The sequence below is a fragment of the Deinococcus ficus genome, from assembly GCF_003444775.1.
GTDB lineage: Bacteria > Deinococcota > Deinococci > Deinococcales > Deinococcaceae > Deinococcus > Deinococcus ficus.
On the sequence record NZ_CP021081.1, the window covers coordinates 2,411,677 to 2,437,838 of the forward strand.

General features: G+C 70.5%; 28 protein-coding genes and 1 tRNA gene. 11 read left to right on the plus strand and 18 right to left on the minus strand.

Annotated elements, in window-relative coordinates; translation table 11 throughout:
- Positions 1–12: 12 nt before the first annotated feature.
- From DFI_RS11805 to DFI_RS11815, 3 genes are read right to left on the minus strand one after another with little or no spacing between them, the layout of a single operon-like run.
- Positions 13–888 (minus strand): cytochrome c oxidase assembly protein, encoded by an 876-nt coding sequence (locus DFI_RS11805; RefSeq protein ID WP_051307968.1) that lies wholly within the window; start codon positions 886–888, stop codon positions 13–15.
- A complete protein-coding gene (locus tag DFI_RS11810; protein ID WP_244940271.1) occupies positions 885–1,565 on the minus strand; it encodes an SCO family protein in 681 nt (226 codons plus the stop codon). Before DFI_RS11810 ends, DFI_RS11805 begins: the two co-directional genes overlap by 4 nt.
- Before the next feature lie 10 nt (positions 1,566–1,575).
- Positions 1,576–2,085: a copper chaperone PCu(A)C gene (locus DFI_RS11815; protein ID WP_043778604.1), complete on the minus strand. Its 510-nt coding sequence runs from the start codon at positions 2,083–2,085 to the stop codon at positions 1,576–1,578.
- A gap of 339 nt (positions 2,086–2,424) precedes the next feature.
- Here DFI_RS11815 and DFI_RS11820 point away from each other — a divergent pair, with 339 nt between their 5' ends.
- A complete protein-coding gene (locus tag DFI_RS11820; RefSeq protein ID WP_027463439.1) occupies positions 2,425–3,432 on the plus strand; it encodes a LacI family DNA-binding transcriptional regulator in 1,008 nt (335 codons plus the stop codon).
- A 14-nt stretch (positions 3,433–3,446) separates the two neighbouring features.
- On the opposite strand, the gene DFI_RS11825 is transcribed toward DFI_RS11820, so the two are convergent.
- A complete protein-coding gene (locus DFI_RS11825; RefSeq protein ID WP_022801106.1) occupies positions 3,447–3,818 on the minus strand; it encodes an FUN14 domain-containing protein in 372 nt (123 codons plus the stop codon).
- A 164-nt stretch (positions 3,819–3,982) separates the two neighbouring features.
- On the opposite strand from DFI_RS11825, the gene DFI_RS11830 reads away from it, so the two are divergent.
- A complete protein-coding gene (locus DFI_RS11830) occupies positions 3,983–4,573 on the plus strand; it encodes an RNA polymerase sigma factor (protein WP_027463440.1) in 591 nt (196 codons plus the stop codon).
- A 92-nt stretch (positions 4,574–4,665) separates the two neighbouring features.
- On the plus strand, positions 4,666–5,664 hold the full coding sequence (locus DFI_RS11835; protein ID WP_043778607.1) for a CAP domain-containing protein: 999 nt from the start codon (positions 4,666–4,668) through the stop codon (positions 5,662–5,664).
- A 6-nt stretch (positions 5,665–5,670) separates the two neighbouring features.
- On the opposite strand, the gene DFI_RS11840 is transcribed toward DFI_RS11835, so the two are convergent.
- On the minus strand, positions 5,671–6,894 hold the full coding sequence (locus DFI_RS11840) for a sensor histidine kinase (RefSeq protein WP_043778688.1): 1,224 nt from the start codon (positions 6,892–6,894) through the stop codon (positions 5,671–5,673).
- 189 nt (positions 6,895–7,083) lie between these two features.
- Between DFI_RS11840 and DFI_RS11845 the strand changes: the two genes are divergently transcribed.
- From DFI_RS11845 to DFI_RS11860, 4 genes are all read left to right on the plus strand, one after another.
- A complete protein-coding gene (locus DFI_RS11845) occupies positions 7,084–8,010 on the plus strand; it encodes a DUF4384 domain-containing protein (RefSeq protein WP_027463442.1) in 927 nt (308 codons plus the stop codon).
- A gap of 367 nt (positions 8,011–8,377) precedes the next feature.
- Positions 8,378–9,514 carry a pyruvate dehydrogenase (acetyl-transferring) E1 component subunit alpha gene (gene pdhA, locus DFI_RS11850; protein WP_022801101.1) on the plus strand — a complete coding sequence of 379 codons (1,137 nt, stop codon included), beginning with the start codon at positions 8,378–8,380 and terminating at the stop codon, positions 9,512–9,514.
- The gene (locus DFI_RS11855) at positions 9,511–10,509 is read left to right on the plus strand and encodes an alpha-ketoacid dehydrogenase subunit beta (protein WP_027463443.1); all 999 of its coding nucleotides are present in this window, start codon (positions 9,511–9,513) and stop codon (positions 10,507–10,509) included. The genes pdhA and DFI_RS11855 overlap by 4 nt, the downstream gene beginning before the upstream one ends.
- Positions 10,510–10,573: 64 nt before the next feature.
- Complete coding sequence (locus tag DFI_RS11860) at positions 10,574–11,626, plus strand: C39 family peptidase (protein ID WP_027463444.1); 1,053 nt, start codon at positions 10,574–10,576, stop codon at positions 11,624–11,626.
- 62 nt (positions 11,627–11,688) lie between these two features.
- Here DFI_RS11860 and DFI_RS11865 read toward each other — a convergent pair whose 3' ends face one another.
- The 9 genes from DFI_RS11865 to rpsL all read right to left on the minus strand — a co-directional run bounded on the left by DFI_RS11865 (position 11,689) and on the right by rpsL (position 18,889).
- On the minus strand, positions 11,689–13,284 hold the full coding sequence (locus DFI_RS11865) for a YidC/Oxa1 family membrane protein insertase (protein WP_027463445.1): 1,596 nt from the start codon (positions 13,282–13,284) through the stop codon (positions 11,689–11,691).
- On the minus strand, positions 13,281–13,535 hold the full coding sequence (yidD, locus tag DFI_RS11870; RefSeq protein WP_027463446.1) for a membrane protein insertion efficiency factor YidD: 255 nt from the start codon (positions 13,533–13,535) through the stop codon (positions 13,281–13,283). The genes DFI_RS11865 and yidD overlap by 4 nt, the downstream gene beginning before the upstream one ends.
- Positions 13,532–14,008 (minus strand): ribonuclease P protein component, encoded by a 477-nt coding sequence (gene rnpA / locus DFI_RS11875; RefSeq protein ID WP_027463447.1) that lies wholly within the window; start codon positions 14,006–14,008, stop codon positions 13,532–13,534. The genes yidD and rnpA overlap by 4 nt, the downstream gene beginning before the upstream one ends.
- Positions 14,009–14,109: 101 nt before the next feature.
- Positions 14,110–14,253 (minus strand): 50S ribosomal protein L34, encoded by a 144-nt coding sequence (gene rpmH, locus DFI_RS11880; protein ID WP_022801095.1) that lies wholly within the window; start codon positions 14,251–14,253, stop codon positions 14,110–14,112.
- A gap of 156 nt (positions 14,254–14,409) precedes the next feature.
- Entirely contained in the window at positions 14,410–14,850 is a 441-nt protein-coding gene (locus DFI_RS11885; RefSeq protein ID WP_027463448.1) for a hypothetical protein, read from the minus strand.
- Between the two features lie 39 nt (positions 14,851–14,889).
- The gene (locus DFI_RS20235; RefSeq protein WP_162145422.1) at positions 14,890–15,291 is read right to left on the minus strand and encodes a DUF4279 domain-containing protein; all 402 of its coding nucleotides are present in this window, start codon (positions 15,289–15,291) and stop codon (positions 14,890–14,892) included.
- A 381-nt stretch (positions 15,292–15,672) separates the two neighbouring features.
- Positions 15,673–17,763: an elongation factor G gene (gene fusA, locus DFI_RS11895; protein WP_022801092.1), complete on the minus strand. Its 2,091-nt coding sequence runs from the start codon at positions 17,761–17,763 to the stop codon at positions 15,673–15,675.
- Between the two features lie 154 nt (positions 17,764–17,917).
- The gene (gene rpsG / locus DFI_RS11900) at positions 17,918–18,388 is read right to left on the minus strand and encodes a 30S ribosomal protein S7 (RefSeq protein WP_022801091.1); all 471 of its coding nucleotides are present in this window, start codon (positions 18,386–18,388) and stop codon (positions 17,918–17,920) included.
- Positions 18,389–18,490: 102 nt separating this feature from the next.
- Positions 18,491–18,889, minus strand: coding sequence for a 30S ribosomal protein S12 (rpsL, locus tag DFI_RS11905; protein WP_027463450.1), 399 nt, complete (start codon positions 18,887–18,889; stop codon positions 18,491–18,493).
- Between the two features lie 401 nt (positions 18,890–19,290).
- Between rpsL and DFI_RS11910 the strand changes: the two genes are divergently transcribed.
- Positions 19,291–19,380, plus strand: a tRNA-Ser gene (locus tag DFI_RS11910).
- Positions 19,381–19,529: 149 nt separating this feature from the next.
- A complete protein-coding gene (locus DFI_RS11915; RefSeq protein ID WP_051307970.1) occupies positions 19,530–20,651 on the plus strand; it encodes a GGDEF domain-containing protein in 1,122 nt (373 codons plus the stop codon).
- Between the two features lie 13 nt (positions 20,652–20,664).
- Here DFI_RS11915 and DFI_RS11920 read toward each other — a convergent pair whose 3' ends face one another.
- Positions 20,665–21,411: an NUDIX hydrolase N-terminal domain-containing protein gene (locus DFI_RS11920; RefSeq protein WP_051307972.1), complete on the minus strand. Its 747-nt coding sequence runs from the start codon at positions 21,409–21,411 to the stop codon at positions 20,665–20,667.
- Positions 21,408–21,881, minus strand: coding sequence for a hypothetical protein (locus DFI_RS11925; RefSeq protein ID WP_027463451.1), 474 nt, complete (start codon positions 21,879–21,881; stop codon positions 21,408–21,410). Before DFI_RS11925 ends, DFI_RS11920 begins: the two co-directional genes overlap by 4 nt.
- A 56-nt stretch (positions 21,882–21,937) precedes the next feature.
- On the opposite strand from DFI_RS11925, the gene DFI_RS11930 reads away from it, so the two are divergent.
- The gene (locus DFI_RS11930) at positions 21,938–22,861 is read left to right on the plus strand and encodes an aminoglycoside phosphotransferase family protein (RefSeq protein WP_043778615.1); all 924 of its coding nucleotides are present in this window, start codon (positions 21,938–21,940) and stop codon (positions 22,859–22,861) included.
- A gap of 52 nt (positions 22,862–22,913) precedes the next feature.
- On the opposite strand, the gene DFI_RS11935 is transcribed toward DFI_RS11930, so the two are convergent.
- Positions 22,914–23,423, minus strand: a complete 510-nt coding sequence (locus DFI_RS11935) for a VUT family protein (protein ID WP_211235358.1) — start codon at positions 23,421–23,423, stop codon at positions 22,914–22,916.
- On the minus strand, positions 23,420–23,875 hold the full coding sequence (queF, locus tag DFI_RS11940) for a preQ(1) synthase (RefSeq protein WP_027463454.1): 456 nt from the start codon (positions 23,873–23,875) through the stop codon (positions 23,420–23,422). Before queF ends, DFI_RS11935 begins: the two co-directional genes overlap by 4 nt.
- A gap of 538 nt (positions 23,876–24,413) precedes the next feature.
- On the opposite strand from queF, the gene hflX reads away from it, so the two are divergent.
- Positions 24,414–26,123 (plus strand): GTPase HflX, encoded by a 1,710-nt coding sequence (gene hflX / locus DFI_RS11945; RefSeq protein ID WP_027463455.1) that lies wholly within the window; start codon positions 24,414–24,416, stop codon positions 26,121–26,123.
- Positions 26,124–26,162: the final 39 nt, after the last annotated feature.

The window sequence follows — 26,162 nt, forward strand, 5'->3', positions numbered from 1 at the left end:
GCCGGCCCGCGGTCAGCCCTGCGGCTGGGCGTCCGGTTTGGGGGGCATGCCCTGGCCTTCAGAGAGTTTGATCAGCCACATCATCAGCTGAATGAACGCCAGGGCCAGGGCCGGCATGCCGGCCAGCATCATGATCCAGCCGCTGATCTGCTGGTTTTGCAGCGGGGTGAGGTTCCACAGGCACAGGGCGTTCACGTACGGCGTGTACAGCACGTCGCGGGCGTAGAGCCACACGGCGGCCACGGCCATCATGGGCAGGCTGGCGATCAGCCCGAACCAGCCGCGGGAGCCGATCCCGGCCGGCTGCACGCTGGGCAGCGGCCGCAGGACCACGCCCCACACCAGCAGGCTGCTGAGCAGGTACAGCGCCGGCAGCAGGGACGCAGCGGTGTTCGTGACGATGCTGGCGTTGAAGCCGGCCGGGACGTTCCAGAAGACGATCACGGCCGTCCAGAGGGCCAGGGCCACCCAGGGGTCCAGCAGGACGTTCAGGACCCTGCCCAGGCCGCGACGCGGGTCGAGCCTCACGCCGCGCGGCACGCCCAGCACCAGCAGCGGCGGCACGAGTTCCGCCAGGACCATCAGGCGGGCCATGTACAGCGCCATGCTGGACTGCGTCATGGTGCCGGCCAGGCTCTGCGTGGTCAGGAACAGCAGGACCATGCCCACAGCGAAGGACAGAACGCGCCACAGCGGCCAGCGGGCCCGGCCCTCCGGCGTGCGGCGGGCCTGCGCGCAGCGCCAGGCGTACAGAGCCGCGGCGAGCAGCATGGGCAGCAGGAACACCGGGTCCACGTGCAGGCGCAGCAGGTCGGCCAGGGTGGGGTTCAGGTCGATGCCGCCCCCGCTGGGCGGGGGGACAGGCGGAAGGGGGGTGGGGGTGCTCATCGGGCGGGGTTCCTGATCACGTACTCCATGTCCTGCGCCACGCGGGCGGTCTGGGGGAGCTGGCTGTAGTCCCACAGCACCCGCAGCTTCCCGGCGGCGTCCACGAGGTACGTGGCGGTGGTGTGGTTCACCTGGTACTCGGCGGCGCTCTTGATGTCGGCTTTCTGGTAGCCCACGCCGTACTGTTTCGCCACGGCGGACAGCGTGGGTTCGGGGATGTTCACGCCGGTGCCCTCGCCGAAGTACGTGACGTACTCCTTGAGGCGCTGCGGCGTGTCGCGGTCCGGGTCCACGCTGACCATCAGGATTTTCAGGCGGGCCCGGTCGGCGGGCGGCAGGGTGTCGCGCGCGCGGCTGAGGTTCGCCAGGGACAGCGGGCAGATGTTCGGGCAGTGCGTGAACCCGAAGAAGATCGCGGTGGCCGCGCCCCCCGTCTCGCCGGGCGTGAAGGTCCAGGGCCGGCCGGTGTGGTCGGTGCCGGTCAGGGCGGCCGCCTGCGTGTTCGGGTAGGCGGTGCCGTAGAAGGGGTAGGGGCTGCGCAGCCGCGCCACGCCCCACGCGCCGGCGATCAGCAGCACCACGGCGCTCAGGGCCAGCAGCGCGGACACGTACCAGGGCCGGGGCGCCAGCGCCTCCGGGGTCAGCTCCGGCAGGGGGTCGGGGTGGGGGGTGGTCACACGGCTCACCTCAGGGTTTCCGGACGGTCGCGGTGACGTTCAGCGTCCGGCCGTCCTTCGCTTTCAGGGTCAGGGTGATCTTCTCACCGGGTTTCAGGGGGCGCTTGAGGCCCATCAGCATGAGGTGGTCGCCGGCGGGGCCCATGGTCAGGGTGCCGCGGGCGGGCACGGTCAGGGTGGGGACGGTCTTCATGCCGGTCATGGCGCCGGTGCGGGTGGTTTTCATCAGCATGACGTGCCCGAACGTGGCGCTGCTCGCGCCGGTCAGCACGACGGCGGTGCTGCCGGGGTTTTTCAGGGTGAGGTGGGCGCTCGTCTCGGTGATGCCGGGCGGCACGGTCACGATGGTTGCCGAGAGGACCGTCAGCGGCAGCTTCGCGGCCATGGTGCGGGCCGGCGTGACCGCGGGCGCGGCGTGCCCGGTGTGCTGGGCCAGCGCCAGGCCTCCGGCCGTCAGGAGGGCGGCAGCCAGGGCCGCGGCGCGCAGGGGTGAGGTGGAAAAAACTGTCAGGTGGGGCATCCGGGAAACCTCGCGGAGGGAAGGCAGGGACAGGAGGGGCGCCCGGGTGGGCGCATCCGGCCAGTGTAGGCGGGCGCGGCGGGCCGGATTGTCCCCGCGTGCCCGGTGCGGTCCCCCGTCCCGGGTTCATGGAACAGGTTCCACGCTCAGGGGGTATGGTGGGCACGTCGCCCCCGCCGGTCCCTCAGCGCGCCCGGCGGGAGGCCCCCTGACCGCCGCGTTCCCGCCTCCCTGCCGCCCCCCTGCGCGGCCCCCCGATCCCGGAGTTCTGTCCTATGAGTGCCCCTTCCCGTCCGCTGCTCCCCTCGCCCGCCGGTATCCCTTCTGTGCGGGGCGCACATGCGTAAACCCACCATTCAGGACGTCGCCGTGAAGGCCGGCGTGGGCGTGGGCACGGTGTCCCGCGTCCTGAACAACCACCCGGCGGTGCGCGGCGTGACCCGGGACGCCGTGCTCAAGGCGATCTCGGATCTGGAGTACACGCCCAACCCGCACGCCCGGCGCATCGCGGGCGGCAAGAGCTACACCATCAGCGTGCTGCTGCCGGTCCTGACCACCGAGTTCTACACCCGGCTGCTGGACGGCCTGGAGGCCGCCTTCCAGGAGGCGCGGTACGACGTGGCGATCTTCCCTCTGCTGGACCGCTCGCGTCTGGAACGCTACCTGGGGTCGCACACCCTGGCGTACCAGGCCGACGGGCTGGTCATGGCGACGTACAACCTGCAGGCGCTGTTCCACGAGCACCGGCTGCGCACGCAGCAGCCGACCGTGCTGGTGGACGCCTACGCCGAACATGTGGACTGCGCGTACATGGACAACGTGACCGGCGGCCGCCTGGCCGGGGAGCACGCCGTGAAGGCCCCGGGCCCGATCCACGCGATCTGGGTGGAGACGGAACTGGATCAGCTGTTCCAGACGCGGGTGTTCGAGGACCGCCGCAGCGGCTTCATGGGCGCGCTCGCCGCGGCCGGGCGGGGGCTGGGCCGCGAGTGCGTGTCCAGTTTCGACACGCTGGCGGCCCGCAACACCGCCGCTCAGCTGCTCGATGCCGTGCAGACCGAACCGGGGGGCGTGCCGTGCACGGTGTTCGCGTCCGCGGACCTGCTGGCCGGCGCGCTGCTGGACGAGATGGCCGTCCGGGGCCTGCAGCCGGGCGTGGACGTGCGGGTGATCGGCTTCGACAACCAGCCGTGGGCGGCGGCGCGCGGAATCACCACGCTGCACCAGCCGGTGGAGAGCATGGGGTACGAGGCGGCCACGCTGCTGCTCACGCGCCTGAACGGGTACCGCGGCCCGGCCCGCGCGCGGCGGTTCGAGCCGAGCCTGATCGTGCGCGGCAGCGCCTAACCAGATCCAGAGGGCTACACGCGGGCGCGCAGGCCGATCAGCAGCCCGGCCGTGAACGCCCCCGCGAAAGGCAGGTTGGCGGTCAGGACGCGGCCCAGCCACTGTGCGCCCTGCTCGCCGCCCTGGCGCAGCCACGGCTCGGTGAGGGCCTGGAGTTTCAGCCAGTTCACGCTGACCAGCTCGAAGTACGCCATGACCTGAATGGCGATGAACAGCACGCCCACCACGACCAGCACCACCCGCCCGATCCATTTCAGGGCTAGGCCCGTCGCGAAGCCCAGCAGCGCGCCCACGCTCAGGTCCGGCAGCACCGGCCCCAGGGCGTCCATCAGGCCGGCCGCGGCGGGCGCGGCTTCGGGCGTGGGGGTGGGGGGCGGGGCCGTCAAAGCAGGCGCATGGTAGTGCATCCCCGCGCGGGGTGGGGCCGGGGGGGCCTCAGCCAATATGCTGACGATTTCATGAGCGTACTTGGTATCGTGGGGGGGTCGTGACCCCGCTTTCCGATCCTCCCCCGGTGAATCCGCACGGGCCTGAACTGGCGCAGGACCCCCTGACGTCCGTGCCGGACGCCGCGCCACCGGACGTCATCACGCCCGACCTGTACGCGCGGCTGCTGGGCGGCGAGGAACAGGCGTGGTTCGAGTTCGTGCAGGCCTACGAAGGCCGCATGTACGGTTACCTGTACCGCCTGGAAGGCAACAGCGAGGACGCCCTGGACCTCACCCAGGAGGTCTTCTACCGCGCGTGGCGCAGCTTCCGCACCTTCCGGGCCGGGGAGCGGGTGCTGCCGTGGCTGTACCAGGTGGCGCGCAACACGCAGATCGAATCCCACCGCCGCAAGCAGCTGCAGCGCTTCAGTCTGGAAGAGGCGCGGGAGGACGTGGGCTTCGAGGTGACGAGCACCGCCGCGTCCCCGGTGGCGCGGGCCGAGAGCGCCGACGCGCAGGACCGGGTGCAGCGGGCGCTGCTGCAACTCCCGGAGGAGTACCGCGAGGCGGTGGTGCTGCGCTTCGTGGAGGACCTGACCTACGACGAGATCGCGCAGGTGCAGGGCGTGGCGGTCGGCACCGCGAAAAGCCGGGTGTTCCGCGCCAAGGAGCAGCTCGCGGCGCTGCTCTCCGGCGTGGCCGACCTGCACTGAGCCCCCTGCACGGTGGCGAGCGGTGACGGGTTTCTGATGTTGCCGCCCACCTCACGGTGCGCGGCGCCGCCGGCCCGCTAGGCTGGGGCGTGATGTCAAGGCGCCGCGCCGCTCCCCTCCTGACCCTGGCCCTGGCCGCCCTGCCGTGGGACGTGCTCGCGCAGACCGGCACGACCACCACGTCCTTCCGCGTCGGTTACCAGGCCGACGGGGCGCTGCAGGCGCCGCTCTCCGTGACGTTTTACGCTGCGGCCCCGGCCGAGTACCGCATCCAGTGGGATTTCGGGGACGGCACGGGCGCCCAGGGCCCGGCGCAGGCGCACGTGTACTACCGCCCCGGCACGTACGAGGTGGGCGTGACGCTGCTGGACGCCCGGGGCCGCGTGGCCGGGCAGTCCAGCCTGAAGGTGAACGTGGTGACCAACGGCCCGGAACGCGCCGAACTGACCCTGCTGCCCGGCCGGGGCCAGCTGCGCGTGAGCGGCCAGGGCAGCGTGGTGTACGCCCCGGCCGCCCCGCAACTCACGGTGAACGGGCAGGCGGTCGCGGCCGGGGCAGCCACGCGCGTCGGCAACGGGCGGGTCACGGTGCAGTCCAGCGTGCGGTCCTCGGCGGGCACGCTGCTGTCCAAGTCCGTGCAGTTCACCATGGCGGACCTGGGCGGCAGCGCGCCCTTCGAGCTGGAGGTCCTGCGCCTGACCAACCAGGCCCGCGCCGGCGGCTGGAACTGCCAGACGCTGAAGCCCGGCGGGCGGGCGCTGGCGCCGCTGAGGCAGGACGCCGCGCTGGACGAGGCGGCGCTGGCCCAGTCGGCCGGCATGGCCCTGGCCGGGTACTTCGCGCACGAGAGCGCCCTGGACGGCAGCACGCCCCTGCGGCGTGCCCAGGCGACCGGCGCGCGGTTCCAGGTGGTCGCGGAGAACATCGCGGCCGGACAGGAGACGCCGCAGGAGGTCGTGACCGGGTGGCTGCGCAGCCCCGGGCACTGCAAGAACATCATGGGCGATTTCACGCGGATCGGGCTGTCGTTCGTGAACCGGCCGGGCACGAAGTACGTGCGGTACTGGACGCAGGTGTTCGCGCAGCCCTGAGCGGCTTCAGTCGGTGCGGGCCCGTTCGGTCAGCAGCGGGGACGGCTGGCCCAGGATCAGCGTGGCGATCAGCCCGCCGCCCTGCGCGTTTCGCAGGGTGACGTCCCCGCCGTGCGCGCGGGCGTAGCGCCGGACCAGCGACAGGCCCAGGCCCTGCCCCTCGGCGAGCCCGCGGGGCCCGCGTTCGTACGGCAGGAACAGCTGCTCGTGCAGGCTCTCGCGGATGCCCTCGCCGTAATCGCGCACGCTCACCTCGGGGTGGCCGTCCAGTTCGTACAGGGTCACGTCCACGCGACCGGTGGTGTACTTCAGGGCGTTTTCCAGCAGGTTCTCGATCAGCTGCTGCACCCGGTGCGCGTCCACCGGCCAGAACAGCGGCGTGGGGGGCGTGGTGATGCTCACCCGCGGCTGGGACAAGGAGCGCACCAGCACGCCCAGGTCCACGTGCTGCACGCGCAGGGTCACGTCCAGGTACAGGTCGTGCAGACGAGTCAGGTCGGCCCGCTGGCTGAGCTGCATCACGCTGTCGTCGATCAGGTCCAGCAGTTCGCCCTGCCGCTCGCCCGGCGCGGTGCGCAGCAGGTCGGTGGCGAGCAGCAGGCGCTGCAGCGGGCGGCGCAGCTCATGGTTGGCGAGGCTGAGCGCCTGCCGCTGCCGGGTTTCGCGCCGGGTGCGGCGTTCGCGTTCGGCGCGCCACATCACCAGGGCGCGCACGGTGAGCAGCATACTGAACAGCGCGGTCAGGAAGGCCGTGATCAGCAGCGCACGCTGGAGGGCGAGCAGGGCGGCGCGGGTGTCCGTCTCGACCACCCGGGCGTACTGCAGGGCCTGCGAGTTCAGGCGCAGCGCGGCGTTCAGGGCCTGCCGGGCGCCGTCAGGGCTGTGGGCCGCCAGGGCCGCCTGCACGTCCAGCAGCCGCATGTCGCCCTCGGCCTCGACGGCGGGCAGCTGCGTGAAGTTCTGTGCCCTAAGAGAGCTGTCCACGGCCCTCTGGTAGGCCTCCTCCTGGCTCTCGGCGGTGCGGGCGGGGTCCTGCAGTGCGAGGTAGTAGGCCTGGACGTCCTGCACGAGGCTCTGGTAGCTGTTGGCCTGCCAGTTGCTCTCCCGTTCGATCAGGGTGCGGTAGGCAGGCTGCGTGGCGTTGAGCAGCAGGGTCACGCTCAGGGCGGCCGGGGCGAGCAGCAGCAGCAGTTCCCGCTGGTAGATGCGGCGCGGCACGGCGCGCAGCATGCTCCGCAGGTTGGTGAGGGACCGGAGGGGACGGATGACCATAACGGGGCGGGGACAGCGCCCCCTCACTCTAGTGCAGGGGGCCTGAGCGCGGGGGCCCGGCGTGCCTGAACGGCAGATGAGGGAAGCGCGCGGGTTTCTGACGGGGCGGGTCAGGCGCCCATCATGTGACGCACGCACACTTCAGGCATGAAACAGCTCAAGCATGGCTTCCTTCCCCTGACCGTCACGCTGGCCGCCGTGAGCGCCTCGCTGCTCGGCGCGGCGCACGCGGCCGGCCCGGTCCTGAGCGCGCAGAGCATCATCGTGAACCCCACGCCCAGCCCCGTGAACGTGCGCGTCTGGACCGACCGGGACCGCACCGGCACGGCCACGCCCAATTACCTGCCCGGCGAGAAGATCCGCCTGTACACCAGCGTGTCGCAGGACAGCTACGTGTACCTGTTCAACGTGGACCCGAACGGCAAGGTGGACCTGATCCTGCCCAACCGCTTCCAGGGCGGCGGCAACTTCATCAAGGCGAACACCACCAAGGTGTTCCCGGACGGGAACGATCCCTTCACCTTCGACATCGCCGCGCCGTACGGCGTGAACAAGGTCCTGGCGCTGGCCAGCCGCACGCCGCTGAACATCGACCAGATCGCCAGCTTCAAGAGCCAGCAGAGCAGCTTCGCCAGCGTGAGCGTGCAGGGCCAGGGCCAGCTCGCCCAGGCGCTGAGCATCGTGGTCCGCCCGGTGGACCAGACCACCTGGGACAGCGCGGTCGCGTACTACAACGTCGCCCAGATGCGCGCCTCGGCCCAGCCGGTGCAGCCCGCCAGCCCCATCGTGACCACGCCGCCCCGCACCGCGCAGGCCCTGAGTGTGACGGTCACGCCCGCCAACCCCTGGGGCACCGCGAAGAAGTGGGAGACGGTCACCGACACCCGCATCCCCATGGCCACCCTGCACGCCGATTACGTGAAGCGCCTGCAGGCCGAGGGGTACGTGCTGACGGGCACCAAGCGCAGCGGGAACAAGATCGAGTCGAAGTTCACGAAGGCCGGCGGTGGGAAGGCCGAGCTGAGCCTGAAGCAGAAGGGCAACCGCATCGAGGTCGAACTCGAACGCAAGTAACGCCGCAAAAATCAGCCAATCAGGGGCCGCCACGTGGCGGCCCTTTGACGTGCGTGTCCGGCCAGCCGGGCACCCCGGCGTGCGGGGCGGGGCGGGTCTGGTACGCTGGGGGCCGTTCCTATGCCGAGGATCAGTCCTTGCCTGCCCCGCGCCCTGCCTGCCTGCCCCGGCCTCTGCCGGGCGGCGCGGGCGGGTGCGGCGTCCCGGCTGATGAATCAGCGCCGCGCGCCCTGAGTGACCGTGTGCCCTCCCGGACCGGTCGGGCGTGCCCGCATGGGGTCCGGGGTGGGCCGCGTCCACCGGGGCGCTGACCTTGCCGACCATCCCCCATTCCAGACAGTGTTCCCGTGAGTCCTGTGGAGGCCCCATGACCCGCAAGAAGACGAGTAAGACCCCCGCGCCCGACGCGCCCGCACCTGCCCCTGACGCCTTCCAGGCTTCGGCGGCGGCGTACGACGCGGCCGGGGACATGTTCCAGATTCTCGCGCCGGACGGCACGGTCGTCCGCCCGGAGGCGCTGCCCAGCCCGGAGCAGCGCGTGCACCTGTACCGGCAGATGCGCCGCGCCCGGCAGTTCGACGAGCGCGGCTGGGTGCTGTACCGCCAGGGCCGCCTGGGCGTGTTCCCGCCCTTCGGGGGCATGGAGGCCAGCCAGTGCGGCACGGCCGCCGCGCTCACCAGCGACGACTGGCTGTTTCCCACGTACCGCGACACCGGCGCCGCCCTGACGCTGGGCCTGCCGATCGCGCGGACGCTGGCGTACTGGCGCACCAGCCCGCACGGGTGGGCCATGCCGGAGAACCTGAAGGTGCTGCCCTTCTACATTCCCATCGCCACGCAGTACCCGCACGCGGTGGGGGCGGCGCTGGCCGAGGCCCGGAAGGGCACGAAGAACGTCGCCATGGCGTTCATCGGGGACGGCGGCAGCAGCGAGGGGGACTTCCACGAGGCGCTGAACTTCGCCGGGGCCCTGAACGCGCCGTGCGTGTTCATCCTGCAGAACAACGGCTGGGCGATCAGCGTGCCCACCAGCACCCAGACGAAGGCCACCAACCTCAGCAAACGCGCCGAGGGCTACGGCATTCCCGGCGTGCGCGTGGACGGCAACGACGTCCTGGCCACCTGGCACGTGACGAACGAGGCCGTGCAGCGCGCCCGGCAGGGCGGCGGGCCCACCTTGATCGAGACCGTCACGTACCGCGTGAAGCCGCACACCGTCGCGGACGACCCCAGCCGCTACCGCACCGAGGAAGAGACCGCGAAGTGGACCGAGAAAGATCCCGTGGTGCGCCTGCAACAGCACCTGCTGAAAGAAGGCATCCTGACCGAGGAGCAGGACGCCGCGCTGCTGGCCGAGGTCGCCGCGGAGTTCGAGGAGGCGCTGAAGGAAGCCGACGCGTACCCCGACCCCACCCCGGCGGAGATTCTGGATCACGTGTTCGCGGAGCCCACCCCGAACCTCGTGAAGCAGCGGGCGCAGATTCTCGCGGAGGTGGACGCATGACGGCCGTGGCAGGCAGGAAGACGATGACGATGGTCGCGGCCATCAACGACGCGCTGGACATCGCGCTGACCCAGGACCCCGCGGTGCACATCTTCGGGGAGGACGTGGGCGTGATGGGCGGCGTGTTCCGCGCCACCGACGGCCTGCAAGCCAAGCACGGCGTGGCGCGCGTGTTCGACACCCCGCTGGCCGAGGCGAGCATCGTCGGGATGGGCATCGGGATGGGTCTGGCGGGCCTGAAACCGGTCGCGGAGATCCAGTTCGCGGGGTTCCTGTACCCGGCGCTGGACCAGATCCTGTCGCACCTGGGCCGCTACCGGCACCGCACCCGCAGCCGCTACCACCTGCCCATGGTGGTCCGCGCGCCGTACGGCGGCGGGGTGCACACGCCCGAGCAGCACGCCGACAGCCCCGAGGCGATCCTGGCGCACACGCCGGGCGTGAAGGTCGTGATTCCCAGCACGCCGGCGGACGCCAAGGGCCTGCTGCTCGCGGCGATCGCGGACCCGGACCCGGTGTTCTTCTTCGAGGCGATCAAGCTGTACCGCAGCGTGAAGGAGGAGGTGCAGGAGGGGCACTACACCCTGCCGATCGGCAAGGCGCGGATCGTGACGCCGGGCGACGACGTGACGGTGGTCTGCTACGGCGGCATGGTGGAGGTCGCTACGCGCGCCGCCGAAGCCGCGCGGCAGGCGGGCATCGGGGTGGAGGTCATCGACCTGCGCAGCCTGGTGCCGCTGGACACCGACACCATCCTGAGCAGCGTGGAGAAGACCGGGCGCGTGGTGATCGTGTCCGAGGCGCCGCGCACGAGCGGGTTCCACAGCGAGATCGCGGCGATCATCGCGGAGGAGGCCATCGAGTTCCTGCACGCGCCGGTCGTCCGCGTGACCGGCTTCGACGCGCCGTACCCGCCCTTTACCGCCATCGAGGACGTGTACCGCCCGAACCCGGTGCGGGTGGCGAAGGCCATCCGGCAGGTCATGGCCTACTGACGCCGGGCAATGGGCGCTGAGGTCACGGTTGCACCTCAGTGCCGGATCATGAAGGCGGAACAGCATGAGGGTGATGCTGTTCCGCCTTTCCCTGTCCCTTCTGACCGGCCTGCTGCTGGGGGCCGCCGCGCCCGCGCAGGGGGCGGCGCTGCCAGCGCAGGCCAGCGTGGGCACCGTGCGGCACGAGTACCAGCGGCTGAACAACTGCGGGCCGGTCACGGTGGGCATGGCCCTGAACCGCTGGGGCAGCACCCTCACCCAGTACGACATCGCCCCGAAGCTCAAGAGCGGCGCCGGGGACGTGAACGTCTCCCCGGACGAACTCGCGGCGTTCGCGCGGGCCCGGGGGTTCCGCGCGCACCTGGGCACTGCCGGCAGCCGCACGCTGCTCAAGGCCCTGCTGGCCGCCGGGGTTCCGGTGATCGTGGAGACGTGGTTCATCACGCCGGACAGCGGCGGCATGGGTCACTACCGCCTGCTGACCGGGTACGACGACCGCGCCGGGCACTTCACGGCCCTGGACTCGTACCTGGGGCGCCTGACCGTGCCGTACGCGAAGCTGGAGGGATGGTGGCGGTCGTTCGGGGGCACGTACGTGGTCGTGTACCCGCCCGCCCGGGAGGCGCAGGTGCGCTCGGCGCTGGGCTGGCGGGCCGAACCGGGCCGGGAGAAGGCCTGGGCGCTGGAGCAGGCCCTCGCGGACGTGCGGGTGCGGCCGGACCCCCTGGCGTGGCTGAACCTGGGGCACGCGACCCTGGCCGTCGGGGACGCGCGCGGCGCCGCGCGGGCCTTCGACCGGGCGGAACGCGCGGCGCCGATGCGGGCGCTGGATCCCACCCGGCCAGATCGGGCGGCGGGCGGCTGGGCGTGGCGGACGCTGTGGTACTCGTTCGGGCCGCTGGAGGCGTACACGCGCATCGGCCGGTACGCGGACGTGCTGCGCCTGACGGGCGCGGTGCTGCGGGACGTGCCGGCGCACGAGGAGGCGCTGTACTGGCGGGGGCGGGCGCTGGCCGGACTGGGCCGCGCGGAGGCAGCTCGGGCCGCGTACCGCGAGGCGCTGCGGCTGCGGCCCGGGTTCGAGGCCGCCCGGCAGGCCCTGACCCGACTGGGCTGAGCCCCCACCACACAGGACGAAGGCGCCACCCCAGGTTGACGGGGTGGCGCCTTCTCTGAAGCTTACTTCTTGGGCGCGTCGATGACCTTGCTGGCCTTCTTCTTGCCGGGGGCGTCCACGGTGACCTTCTGGACGTTCTGGCCGAGGTGCGCGGTTTCCTTCTCCACCTGCTTGTTGATGAAGATCTGCTGCACCACGCCGATCAGGGTGCTCAGGATGATGTAGATGGTCACGCCGGCGGGGAAGGTCAGCGCGAAGTACAGGAACATCAGGTAGATGGGCGCCTGCTGGCGGAACATCTCCGGGCTCTTGCGGGTGCTGACGTACAGCTGCGCGATGTTCACGACGAGGTACACCAGCGCCAGGATGTACAGCGGGTCGGGAATGGCGAGGTCCGGGAGCCACAGGAAGCCGCTGTCGAACTCGAAGTTGCGGATGGTGGACCACAGCGCGATCAGGACCGGGAACGGCAGGAACATGCTCAGGCACCCGGCGGGGTTGAAGTTGTAGTCGCGGTACAGCTGCTGCATTTCCTGCTGCATGGCCCGCTGGGAATCCACGTCGCTGCGGCCCTTGTACTTCTCCTGAATTTCCTTGATGCGGGGTTGCATGACCTGCATCCGGGCGGTGCTGCGGCCCTGCGCCTGCATCAGGGGCCACATCACCAGGCGCAGCAGCACGGTCAGCGCCAGGATCACCAGGCCCCAGTTCCCGATGGCCTGGTACAGCGCCTCCATCAGCTTCACGATCCACAGGCTGATCTGCCCGAAGAAGTTCGGCTTGAACAGCCCGGGCAGCTGGGTGTAGCCGCTCTGGTACAGGTGAATCAGTTCGTTCTTCCCGCCGTACACTTCCAGGTTGCTGGTGGCGGGCACCTCGGCGCTGATCAGGCCCTGCTCGCCGCCGGTCATGTTCACGTTCACGGTGGTGCCCTGCTGGGGCTGCACGATCAGGGCGTGGGCGATCTGGCTGGGGTTTTCCTGCATGGCCGCGTACTGGATGTTCGGCACGGTCAGGGTGCCGCTGCCCTGCACGGCGGCGAGCTGTCCGCCCTGCGGGATGGCCTGCACGCGGGGGTTGTCGTTCTTGCCCAGGCCCGGGAACTCGATGTTCACGGTGTCCGGCCCGCCGCTCACCTCGGTCTTCAGGTCGATCTTGAAGTTGCGGGGGTGCAGCACGACCGTTTTCGTGACCGTGGCGCCGCCCTGCGTGTACCGGAACACGGCCTCCTGGCGGTTGGCCTTCATGTCGGTGCTCAGGGTGGCGGGGGCGCTCACCTCGGCCGGCTGGGCGGGGTCCAGGCCGTCCCCGCGCACGGCGAAGGCCTTGCGGGTGCCGACCATGTTCACGATGCCCTTCTGGTTTTGCAGGGCGCTGAAGTCGTACGTGCCGTCGCGTTCCTTGATGTACGGGGTGCCGGCGTAGCCCTTGACGTACCAGCCGATCACCTCGCCGCGGGCGTTGAACACCACGTCCTGCAGGTTGCTGGTGGCGATGTACTCGTCGCCGGGCTGCCCGTCGAAGTTCGCGGTGATCCAGCGGATGTCGATGGTCTTCCCGAAGGTGGGGAGGGGACCGGTGGTGCCGCAGCCGGTGAGCAGCAGGGCGCCCGCGGCGGCGGTCAGGGGAAGCAGGAGTCTACGGTTCAGTGGGGTCATGGGTGGGGGTGTCTACCTTGGGGGAAGTGGTCCGGCACGGGGTCGAAGCCGCCGGGCACGAGGGGGTTGCAGCGCAGGATGCGCCACGTGGCCAGCCACCCGCCCTTCACGGCGCCGTGCTTCTCGATGGCCTGAGCGGCGTACTCGGAGCAGGTGGGCGTGAAGCGGCAGGTGGGCGCAGGTTTGCGGTGGGAGACGTCGCGCTGGTACACCCGGATGACCCGCACCAGTCCGCGCGAGGCGGCGCTCATGGCGTCTCCTGCGCGGGCGGGGCATCCGGGGTGGGCACGGCGTCAGGTACGCGGTGAGGGGCCGCTGGGTTCCCGGGGCCCGTCGCCCCGGCCTTCGGGCGCCCGCCCCCGCCGCCCTGGGGCCCGCCCTTGCGTTTCACGCGGCCGGGTGCGCGGCTCAACGCGCGGCCCAGCGCCGCCTGAATCGCCGTGAACTCGGCCTGGAGCAGACCGGGGTTGGGCATCAGGATGGCGCGGCAGGGCGGCAGGCCGCCCGGCAGGGTCCGCAGGGCCTCGCGGGTGCGGCGGCGGGCGCGGTTGCGGTCCACCGCCCGTTTCAGGGTCTTTTTCGGCACCACAATCCCGACGATCGCCCGCGGTCGCCAGGTTTCCCCGTGCCGCGGGCGGTATTCGGTGATGCGCAGCGTGAACAGGGGATCGCGGATGGTCAGGCCGTGCTGCCGGACCTTGCGGAACTCACGGTCGCCACGCAATGAGTCCAGCGCCACCGGACGCGGCTTCCCCGTGGGGGCCTGGTCCTGCGTGGCGCTGGTCTGGTCCGGGATGGCGATCGTGCCGCTCCTGGCGCCCGGTCTTACTCGTCGCTGACGGTAAGCTGGTGGCGGCCCTTGGCGCGGCGGCGCGCCAGGATGTTCCGGCCGGCTTTGGTCTTCATGCGGGCGCGGAAGCCGTGGGTCTTGGCCCGCTTGCGGTTGTTCGGCTGGTAGGTACGCTTCATGCTGCTCTCCTTACTTCGCGGCGTGGCCCAGGGTCCGGCGGGATTGCTCCCGTTCGCGGCCAGCCGACTTCACGCGATGAAATCGCCCCCCTACGGAGGGCAAACTACGAGAGTGTATCACACCCCGCCCAGGCGCGGGAAGAGGCGCGCCTCCGGTCAGCGGCTCAGGTACGCCCGCACGTCCCGGTCGAACACCCCGACCAGCATCACCGCTCCCAGCACCGTCCCGAACGGCACGATCAGCAGGCTCAGCACCCCGATCACCACCGTGGACCCCACCGCCCACCGCCGGCCCTCCAGCGCCGCCTGCCGCGTAAGGTACAGCCACGTGATGATCGCTGCCGTCACGAAGAACAGCATCCACACCATGCCCTGCAACTCCGCGTCGGTGGGGGCGGGAAGCGTCTGGCCCAGCATCTCACTGGCGATCTTGTTCGACGCCAGGATCGTGTCCCGCCCCTGAGACGGCAACAGCAGCAGCTCAATGGAGTTGAACACGATGCCCGCCAGCAGCGGCGTGGTGACCCACGACAGGCGCCGGGGTTTCGGCCCGGCCGGAGAGGGGGAGGGGGACTGGGTGGGCGTGGACTGGGTCATGCACTCCGTAGCTTACCGTCCGGGCCGCAGATCAACCGGTCAGGGCAGCGCCGGGCCCGAGGCGTAGAGGTCGACATCCAGCGCGGCGCCCAGGGCAGCGATGCGCGCCACGTCTCGGGATTCAATCGGAAGGCCCCACATCTGACCGGTGTACCCCTGGTACCCCACCAGGATGCTGACGTCGCACGTGTCGGCCAGGGCCCGGATGCGAGCCGCGGCCGGTTCCGTGAGCTGGAGCAGGCGGGTCAGTTTGTCCTCGAACTCTCCCGGGAGATCCCCCTCCGGGCACAAGGTCCAGCGCGTGAAGGCGTGGGGACCCAGGTGCCGCATCCGGGGATGTGTGCGGAGGTCACCTCGACTCCAGCTGTCGGTCAGCTCCAGACCTGTGACCTGGGTGATCGCCTGGGCCGTGAGGTCCTCGCTGACGATGCTCAGGGCCACGCGCGCCCTGGCCGAGGCGCGGCATCCCCGAATTGACCACGCCCCTCCTTCATGGTCCACCATCATGACCAGGGGGTAGAACTCGTTCTGCGGCCTGAAATAGATCTCCCAGCACCCTTCTCCTGGGAGGACACCGAAGACCCGGGGGCGTCCTCCCTCCGTTTCCAGATCGTGCACCTGAAAGAACTGCCGCGTATCCGCACGGGTGGGCCTGGCAAGTTCAGTCAGGGCCACGTGGATGGCTTCATGCGACGGAATATCAACCATTCCTGCCAGTGTGCAGGACAGGCCACCTGAGCGCCTGCGCACGATGGCTCAGGCCAGGGCAGGCCACAAAAGAAAACCCGCCTTGACGGCGGGTCCTCTTCAGTCCGGTTGGACTTATTTCTTCATCAGCTGCTGGGCCAGGTTGTTGGGGACCTGGTTGTAGTGATCGAAGAACATGCTGTAGCTGGCGCGGCCCTGGGTCATGCTGCGCATGTCGGTGGCGTAGCCGAACATTTCGCTCAGGGGCACGAAGGCCTTGACGATCTGGGCGTTGCCGCGGGCTTCCATGCCCTGGATCTGGCCGCGGCGGCTGTTGATGTCACCGATGATGTCGCCCATGTACTCCTCGGGGACGGTGACCTCGACGCGCATGACGGGTTCCAGGATGGCGGGGGCGCCCTTCTGGACGGCTTCCTTGAGGGCCATGCTGCCGGCGATCTTGAACGCCATTTCGCTGGAGTCCACTTCGTGGTAGCTGCCGTCGTAGATGGTGACTTTCAGGTCGACCACGGGGAAGCCGAGCATGGGGCCGCTCTGCATGGCTTCTTCGATGCCCTTCTGGGCCGGCCCGATGTACTCCTTGGGCACGGTCCCGCCGACGACGGCGTTCTCGAACACGAAGCCGCTGCCGGGTTCCAGGGGTTCGGCCTTGATCTTGACGTGGCCGTACTGACCGCGACCGCCGGACTGACGGGCGAACTTGCTGTCCACGTCGGCGGGTTTGGTGATGGTTTCGCGGTAGGCGACCTGGGGGGCGCCGACGTTCGCTTCGACCTTGTACTCGCGCTTGAGGCGGTCCACCAGGATTTCCAGGTGGAGTTCGCCCATGCCGGCGATGGTGGTCTGGCCGCTTTCCTGGTCGGTTTCGACCTTGAAGGTGGGGTCTTCTTCGGCGAGTTTGCTCAGGCCCAGGCCCATTTTTTCCTGGTCGGCCTTGGTCTTGGGCTCGATGGCGAGCTTGATGACGGGCTCGGGCACGTCGATGCTCTCCAGCAGGACGCGGTCTTCACCGTCGGCGATCAGGGTGTTGCCGGTGCCGGCGTCTTTCAGGCCGATGACGGCGCCGAGTTCCCCGGCCTTGAGTTCGCTGACTTCCTCGCGGCTGTTGGCGTGCATCTTCAGCAGGCGGCCGACGCGTTCGCGCTTGTCCTTGCTGGCGTTGTAGATGTAGCTGCCGCTGGTGAGGGTGCCGCTGTAGATGCGCACGAAGGTCAGGCGGCCCACGTAGGGGTCGGCCATGATCTTGAACGCCAGGGCGGCGAGCTTGCCTTCGGGGTCGGCGGGGAATTCGTGAACGTCGCCTTCCTCGTCGGTGCCCTTGATGGACTCCACGTCCAGGGGGCTGGGCAGGTAGTCGACCACGGCGTCGAGGAGCAGCTGCACGCCCTTGTTCTTCAGGGCGCTGCCGCACAGCACGGGGAAGATCTTCTTCTGGATGGTACCGGCGCGGATGGCCTTGACGAGTTCCTCGATGGTGGGCTCTTCGCCTTCGAGGTACTTCTCCATCAGGGCTTCGTCAACTTCGGCGGCGGCTTCGATCAGCTGCTGGCGCATTTCCTGCACCTTGTCCATGTACTCGGCGGGCACGTCGCTGACGACGATGTCGGTGCCGAGGTCATTGGTGAAGGTGTGGGCCTGCATGCGGATGATGTCGATGATGCCCTTGAAGTCGCTTTCGGCGCCCATGGGGTACTGGATGGGGGCAGGAATCGCGCCGAGGCGCTCTTTGATGTCGTTGATGACCAGCTCGAAGCTCGCGCCGGTCTTGTCCATCTTGTTGCTGAACGCGATGCGGGGCACGCCGTAACGGTCAGCCTGACGCCAGACGGTCTCAGACTGGGGTTCGACGCCCTGGCTGCTGTCGAACACGGCGACGGCGCCGTCGAGCACGCGCATGCTGCGTTCGACTTCGATGGTGAAGTCCACGTGGCCGGGCGTGTCGATGATGTTCACGGTGTAGTCGTCGCTGGTGCCGCTGCGGGTCCAGTGGGCGGTGGTGGCGGCGGCGGTGATGGTGATGCCGCGCTCGCGTTCCTGCTCCATCCAGTCCATGGTGGCGGCGCCGTCGTGCACTTCGCCGATGTTGCGGTTGCGGCCGGTGTAGTACAGGATGCGCTCGGTCGTCGTGGTTTTCCCGGCGTCGATGTGCGCAGCAATCCCGATGTTCCGGAAGTGGGTCAGATAGCTCTGGGATTTCGTGGTCATAAGACTCCTGATGCTCGTGATGACCGGTCTGGTCACCCTCGGATGCTGCTGGGCGGGCGGGGCGCCTGGGGGGCGGGTGCGCCGCGGGGGGTCACACCAGTTCAGGCGCGTCCGCCCTGGTCCGCGGGGCCGGGCCGGGGCCCGGAGCCGGGGTTTACCAGCGGTAGTGGGCGTAGGCGCGGTTGGCTTCGGCCATGCGCTCCACGTCGTCTTTCTTCTTGATGGCGCCGCCGCGGCCCTGGGCGGCGTCCATGATCTCGCCGGCCAGACGCTCGATGGCGGTGCGTTCGGGGCGGCTTTCCACGGCGGCCATCAGCCAGCGCAGGGTGAGGCTCTGCTTGCGGCGCTCGTTGGGTTCGACGGGCACCTGGTAGGTGCTGCCGCCCACGCGGCGGCTGCGGACCTCAACGCGGGGTTTGATGTTGTCGTAGGCCTGCTTGTAGACCTTCAGCGGCTCCTGGCCGGTGCGCTCCTGCACCAGGCGGCAGGCGCCGTAGAAGATGCGGCTGGCAAGGTTCTTCTTGCCGTCTTTCATGATGCGGTTGATGGTTGCGCTGACCAGAACGTCCTGGTAGACCAGGTCGGGCTGGATGACGCGCACTTCGGCTTGGCGGCGACGGGCCATGTTGACTCCTTAAAACGCGCTATCGGGCGCGGGGCGTGAGGGGTGAAGGGGCGGGGTGAGCCGGGCGGAGCGCAGGGTAGGCCGCGCTTCGACGCTGACGGCTTACTTCTTCTTGGCCGCGGCCGCGCCGGCTTTGGGCTTCTTGGTGCCGTACTTGCTGCGGCTCTTGTTGCGGTCCTTCACGCCCTGGGTGTCCAGGCTGCCGCGCACGATGTGGTAGCGCACGCCGGGGAGGTCCTTCACACGGCCGCCGCGGATCAGCACGACGCTGTGTTCCTGCAGGTTGTGGCCTTCGCCGGGGATGTAGGCGGTGACTTCGAAGCCGCTGGACAGACGCACGCGGGCGATCTTACGGAGCGCGGAGTTGGGCTTCTTGGGGGTGGTGGTCTTCACGACCGTGCACACGCCGCGGCGGAAGGGGCTGCCTTTCAGGGCAGGGACTTTGCTCTTCTTCGCCAGGGTGGTGCGCCCCTTGCGGAGCAGTTGCTGGGTGGTAGGCAGGGTGAATCACTCCTTGTGCAGTCGCTGGCGTGCCCGAGATGGGGCCTGCAGGTCGTGCGGTGAGGGGGTCTGGGCGCAGGGCTGGCCTGGCTGGACCCGGGTTTGGGGCTTGCCCGCCCACGCCGCCTGAGGTGTGCTGGCGGGGAGCAGGCTGGGTTGGCGGTGGTGCTCCGAGGTGATCACGGGCCTGCTGCTGCACGTCCCTCAGCATGTGGGCGTGGAGAGGTCCGAACTTGCCGAATAACGCCCGAGGTTCAACCCAGTACCGGGGCCGTTTTCCAACCTTCGCATCATACGCGCCGCCGCGTGACAGCGCAAGGTTTCGCCTCTGGTCACGTGCAGCGCGCTGTGCTAGTCTTCTTCACGCCCGTTCACGGCCCGCCGGGGCCGGACCTTTTCGCGGAGAGGTGCCAGAGTGGTTGAATGGGTCGGTCTCGAAAACCGAAGTACGGGCAACCGTACCGTGGGTTCGAATCCCACCCTCTTCGCCAACGCCACACCCCCAGCCTTCACCAGCTGGGGGTGTTGTGCTGCCCGGGAGTGGAATGCGAGGATCATCACACCCGGGCGGTCCTCCGCGCGGCCCCGCTGGCCGCCCCGGCCGTTCATACCGGCTCCCGCCGACGGCCCCGAGAGGTGCATGTTCACCCACCCCGCGAACCTCCGAGACCACCTGGCCGCGCTGCGCGGCCGGGTCGTGCTGCTTATGAACGCCGCGTTCCTGACGTACGCGGTGGTGACCACGCTGCTCAGCCCGGTGCCGATCACGCCCGACGCCCTGATGAACGGGCCGCACAAGTACCGCACCTGGGCGGCCCTGCTGGTCACCCTGGGCACGCTGGCCCTGTGGCGCTGGCCGCGGCAGGTGCGGCTGGTGTACGTGCCGTACCTGATCATGCTGAGCCTGCTGAGCATCCTGGAGGTGCGCAGCCTGCGGGTCACGAACACCGCGCCCTTCCACCTGGCGCTGTGGCTCACCGGGAACATGGCCGTGCTGCCCCTGATCTTCGGGTCCCGGACCGGCGCGAAACTGGCCGCCGGCATGATCGCCGCGATCCTGGTGGGCCTGGTCAGCCCTCAGGCGGACGCCATGGGCCTGGACGGTTACGCCCTGGCCGACTGGGCCACCACGTTGATCGTGATGGCGGCCGCCGCGGCGAGCAGCACCATGCTGATGCAGATCATCGAGAACTACCTGAACGCCCATGACCGCACCGCGCAGGCCCTGGAGGACGCCCGGGTGGACACCGTGACCGGGCTGCCCAACCGCGCGATCAGCGAGGCCCGCCTGGACGCCGCCGTGCAGGACGCGCACCTGCACGGCACGCCCCTGAGCGTGCTGCTGCTGGACCTGGACCACTTCAAGGCCGTGAACGACGAGCACGGCCACCAGGCCGGGGACCGGGTGCTGCGGGCCTGCGCGGAGCGCATCGCGGCGCACGTGAACGTCCCGCACGGCCTGGTGGGCCGCTGGGGCGGGGAGGAGTTCATCGTGGTGCTGCCGGGCCTGCCGGAACCCGAGGCGCGCCGGCTGGGCGAGCGGCTGCGGGAGGTGGTGGCGGCCACCCCGATCGGCGACCTGCCGCTGACCACCAGCGTGGGCGGCACGACCCTGCAACGGGGACCGCTGCACCCGGCCGCGCCGCCGGACCTGCACGCGCAGGTGCGCGAGAACCTGGTGCGGGCCGCCGACCTGGCCCTGTACCAGGCGAAACGCAGCGGCCGGAATCAGGTGTGCTTCCTGCCGCTGAACCCCGCCTGAGGGCCGGGGCCGCTCAGCGGTGCCCGGTGCGCAGGAACAGCCAGCCGCCCCCGCGCACCAGCAGCCGCGCCAGCCGGACCTTCCAGTGGCGGGGCTGGCCGGGCACGGCACCCGCCGGGTTCTCCTGCGCGTCCCAGGTGCGGGCCGGTTCCGCGTCGAAAAACGGGGTGCCGGACGCCAGGGCGGCCCGGGCCAGAGCCAGGGACCGCTCGTGGCCCGGGTGCAGGGGCGGCAGCGCGTTCCAGGGGTGGAAGGCGGCCTCGTGGGCCTCCAGGGTGGGGCGCGGGTCGCCTTCGGCCTCGAGCAGGAACACCGGCGCGATCAGGTGCAGGCCGTGGCGGTTCGGCGCGAACCGGGCGTCCAGCACGCCGAGCAGGCGCGTGGCGCGGCCCCTCAGGCCGGTCTCCTCGAACAGTTCCCGTTCGGCACCTCCGGCGGGGGTCTCCCCCACCTCGGCCATGCCGCCCGGCAGCGCCCACAGGCCGGTGTCGGTGCGGCGGATCAGGAGCACGCTCTCCCCGCGGACGACCACGGCCTCCACGGCCAGCAGGGGCGTGGTCTGCGCGAGGCTGCTCAGGTACGCGGCCTCCACCCGGGCGCGGGGCACGCCGGCGTCCAGGGTGGCCAGGGCCGCGCTGAGGGTCAGGATGCGGCGGTAGCGGTCCACGTCGTAGGGGTTCTGCCCGTACGCGAGGCCGCTGATCGCCAGGGCGCGGAGTTCCTGCGCGATCAGGGGGATGGTGGGGCCGGGGGGCGTCACCCGGCCGGCTCGGCCTGAAGGTTGCGCAGGTGAAAGCGCAGCGCGCCGGTGTGGTACGCCGCGTGCAGGACCGCGCCGTGCGCCACGCGCAGCGCCTCGGCGTCCAGCGCGCCGAACAGCGCGTCGTACAGGCCCTGCCCGGCGCGGGCCAGCGCCACCAGTTCCGCGCGCCAGCCGGCCTCCGTGAGACGCTGGGCGTCCCAGGCGTCCGGTTCGTCCGGGCGCAGGGCGTGCGGGTCCGAGAGTTGCGCGGCGGCGTGCTCCAGATGCTGGCGCAGGTGCATCACGACCTGCGCGGCGGCGGGCCGGCCGGGCCCGGCGGCCTGCTGCGCCTGCGGGAACGTGAAGGCGTGCGCGGTGCGCAGCAGGCCCGTCTCCGGGTCGCTGAACAGGCCGGCGCTGAACCCGAAGGTTACGCTCGGGCCGTACAGCACCTCCCGCAGGGCCTCGCGAAGCAGTTCCGGCGTCATGCGGTCAGGGTACGTCATCCGGCTCAGTTTCCGGGACGGGCCTTACCCTGACCCCGATGACCCCCGAATCCCCGGACGCGCCCGCGCGGCTGCACGAGCACGAGTTCCCCACCGACACGGCGCTGGTGGCCCGGCTGGTCGCGGCGCAGTTCCCGCAGTGGGCGGCGCACCCGGTGCAGGTGTTCGCCTCGGCGGGCAGTGACCACACCCTGTACCGCCTGGGCCCGGACCTCGCCGCCCGGCTGCCCCGCACGGCCGACGCGGCCGGTCAGACGGAGCACGACCTGCGCTGGCTGCCGCGGCTGGCCCCGCACCTTCCGCTGGCCGTGCCGCAGCCGCTCGCGCTGGGCCAGCCGGGCGAGGGCTTCCCGTGGATGTGGGGCGTGTACCGCTGGCTGCCGGGCGAACCGGCCCACCGCGAGGCACTGGCGGACCTGCCCGGCGCGGCCCGGACCCTGGCGGGCTTCGTCCGGGCGCTTCAGGCGTGCGACACGACCGGCGCGCCGCACGCCGACCCGGCGTCCCTGGAACGCGGGGCGCCCCTGCGCAACCGGGACGCCTGGACCCGCGAGAACGTGGCCCGGCTGCCCGGCGACCTGGACCGCCCCGCCCTGCTCCGCGCGTGGGAGGCGGCCCTGGCCGCGCCCGACTGGACCGGGCGGCCGGTATGGCTGCACGGCGACCTGCAGTCCGGGAACCTGCTCGCCCACGGCGGGCAGCTCAGCGCCGTGATCGATTTCGGATCGCTGAAGGTGGGGGACCCGGCGGCCGAACTGGCGGTGGCGTGGAACTGGCTGGACGCCCCGGCCCGCGCGGCGTTCCGATCAGCGCTGAAGGTGGACGACGCCACCTGGGCGCGGGGGCGCGGGTGGGCGCTGTCGATCGCCACGGCGGAGATTCCGTACTACCTGCACACGAACCCCGGCATGGTGGCCCGGTCGCGCTTCGCGCTGGCGCAGGTGCTGGGAGAGCCAGTCTGAATTGAACGGCCGCCCCGGATTTGCCTGGGGCGGCCGTTGACGCTCGACTTGCTCAGGCCGAGGGCGCCGGGACCGGCCCGTGGACGCGGGGGCGGAGCACGACGCTCCAGAGGAGGCCCCCGGCGACCTTCGCGATGAACTGCAGGGCGATGATCCCCACCGGGAACCCGCCGAACGCGACGACGGGGAAGATCAGGCTGTCCAGCGCGGCGCCGAGCAGGTTGCTGGTGTTCGTGCGCTCCAGGTAGGGGCGGTGGCGGCGGGCGTGGTACAGCAGGGCGTCGCCGGCCTCGCTGACGGCGAAGGCGAGCATGCTGGCGACCGCCACGCGGCCTGCGCCGGCGTTCAGGGCGTAGGAGAGCGCGCCGCCGGCCGCGACGAGCAGCAGCATGTTGCGCGCCACGTGCGGGCCCCACAGGTCGTGCAGGCGGTCGCGGGTGGCGAGGTTCAGGCCGATGAACACGAACGCCACGACCGGCGCGGCGGCCGGCCCGAAGTGCGCGATCAGGAGGTTCGCGGCGACCACCGCGCCCAGGTACAGGGCGGTCAGGACGATCCTCACTGGCCGGCCTGCGGGTGGTCGGCCGCCACGTACTTCACGGTGCAGACGGTGTTCAGGCCGCCGCGCATGCCGTAGTCGCAGCGGATGGTCAGGCTCAGGGGGTCGAGCAGCTTCGTCAGGTCGGCGAGCAGGCGGCGGGTGGCGTGCTCGTGGTACACGCCCACGAAGCGGTAGCTGGTCAGGTAGTACTTCAGGCTCTTGAGTTCGACGCACCGGTCGCGCGGCAGGTAGCGGATCTCCAGGCGGCCGAAGTCCGGGAGGCCGCTCCAGGGGCACACGGGGCTGAATTCGTCGGTGACGATCTCGATCTCCATCGGTTGCCCCGGGTAGCGCTGTAGGTCGTCCTCGCGCGTGAGGGGGAAGGTGTCCAGGATGGCGACGTCGATGGCGTCCAGGCCCTGCACGTCGTAGCGACGGTCAAAGCCCGCCGGGGCGGGGGGGGATGCGGTCATGGGTGGTCCTCCTTTGATGCCGGCGCGGGGGCGGGCACCAGATCAACGAGACAGGTCGATCCGCCTGGGAGCGTAGCGCAGGCGGCCCGCGCGGGCTCCCCGGGGGTGGTCTTCGGGGTGGATTTCGTGTACAATAAGCAGGTGATCTTAGTCTAGCTGTATCAAGTTAGTGGGCCGGTCCAGCCTGAACGGAGGGCGCCCGCGCTAAGCCACCCGGCGGATTCCGCCTGCGCCGCTCTCCCCTACTCTGGGAGCACGATGATCAAGATTTTTCTGTGATTGCACACGTTCGCTCCGGCCCCCAGGCGTACCCTGGGAGGCAATGACCGGACGCGTGAACGTTCAGGGAGGCCGATGCCTCGGCCTGGACTGACCCTGCATGACCTCAGGTCAGACCCCAGCATCAGGGTGGCCTCCGGATGGCGTGAGTCGAGCACTGCTCCTGCGCCGGCAACCCACACCATTTCGTCTCTTCACGCTGCTGGCGCCCATGGGCCGGCCGGGCAGCCTGACAAGGAAGTGACTGACCATAGATAAAGTGCACGGCAACACCTCGGGCCTCCGGCCCGCGCAGCTGAAATCCCTGGGCAACCTCTACCGCCGCCGCATCGACCCGGGCCGCGTCGGCTCGCCCGAACTGGCCCGCAACCTCGCCGAACTCGCGCACGACGTCCGCCGCGAGGTGGGCGTCCTGATCGACCGGCGCGGGCGCGTCATCAGCGTCAGCGTCGCCGACGCCAAGGGCACCGAGTTCCCGGACCTGCGCATGGGCGAAAACCGCCTCTCCGGCTTCCACCTGCTGCACGCCCACCCCAAGGGCGGTCCCCTCAGCAAGGGCGACCTCTCCACGCTGTTCCTCAGGCGCCTGGACGCCGTGAGCGCCATCGAGGTGCGGCAGGAAGGCCAGCCGGGCCTGGTGCACACCGCGCACCTCACGCCCCCCGGCACGGTCGGCGAGGAAGAGGACTGGCGCATCCTCCCGCCCGTGCCCAGCCACCTGATCGACGAGTTCGACCTGGGCGCGCAGGTCTCGGCGCTGGAAGAGGAAATCGCCCGCGCCGCCCGCACCCGCGAGGCGAAAAAAGACCGCGAACGCGCCATCCTGGTGCAGATCGACCAGGGTGAATTCGACGCCGAGGACCGCCTGGACGAACTGGCCGAACTGGCCCGCACCGCCGGCGCGGAGGTCGTGCACCGCGAACTGGTGTACCGCCGCAACCTCAAGCCCGGCACCCTGGTCGGCGCCGGGAAGCTGGAAGAGCTGACCAGCAAGGCCTACCACCTGGACGCCGATCTGCTCATCTTCGGGCAGGAGCTCGGCGCCGCGCAGGCCCGCGAGATCGAGGCCGCCACCGGCCTGAAGATCATCGACCGGACCCAGCTGATCCTGGACATCTTCGCGCTGCACGCGCAGGGCGTGGAATCCCGTCTGCAGGTGGAGCTGGCGCAGCTGCGCTACATGAAACCCCGCCTGCTGGGCGCCGGCGCGCAGCTCTCCCGCATCGGCGGGTCGGGCGGCAGCGCCGCCGGGGGCGCCATCGGCACGCGCGGGCCCGGGGAAACGAAACTGGAGCTGGACCGCCGCCGCATCAACGACCGCCTCAGCTTCCTGGAAAAGCAGCTCGAAGGCGTGTCGCAGCGCCGCGAGGAACGCCGCAAGGGCCGCGCCCGCAACGACGTGCCGGTCGTGAGCATCGTCGGGTACACCAACGCCGGCAAGAGCACCCTGCTGAACGCCTTCACGCACGCCGCCGAGGAACCCCGCCGCGTGCTCGCCGAGAACAAGCTGTTCGCCACGCTGCGGCCCACCAGCCGCCAGGGCTACATCCCCGGCGTGGGCCAGGTCGTCCTGACCGACACCGTGGGCTTCATCCGGGACCTGCCCAAGGACCTCACCCGGGCGTTCCGGGCCACCCTGGAGGAAATCGGCGACGCGGACGTGCTGCTGCACGTCGTGGACGCCGCCAGCCCCGGCGCGGACACCCGCTTGGACGCCGTGAACCGCATCCTGGAGGACCTGGGCTTCGCGGACATGCCCACCGTGATCGCCCTGAACAAGGCCGACGCCGCCGACCCGGACACCCTGGCTCGCGAGGTGGAACGCACCGGCGGCATTCCCGTCAGCGCGCTGAAGAACATCGGGCTGACCGACCTGAAAGACGCCCTGGCCGACGCGATCGCGCAGGTGCAGCGCGCCGAACTGGCCCGGCAGGAAGAGGCCCGCGAGGTCGCCGCCCAGTGGCGCTGAGGGACGTAGCCAGCGAACATTTTTGAACCAGGCCGCAAA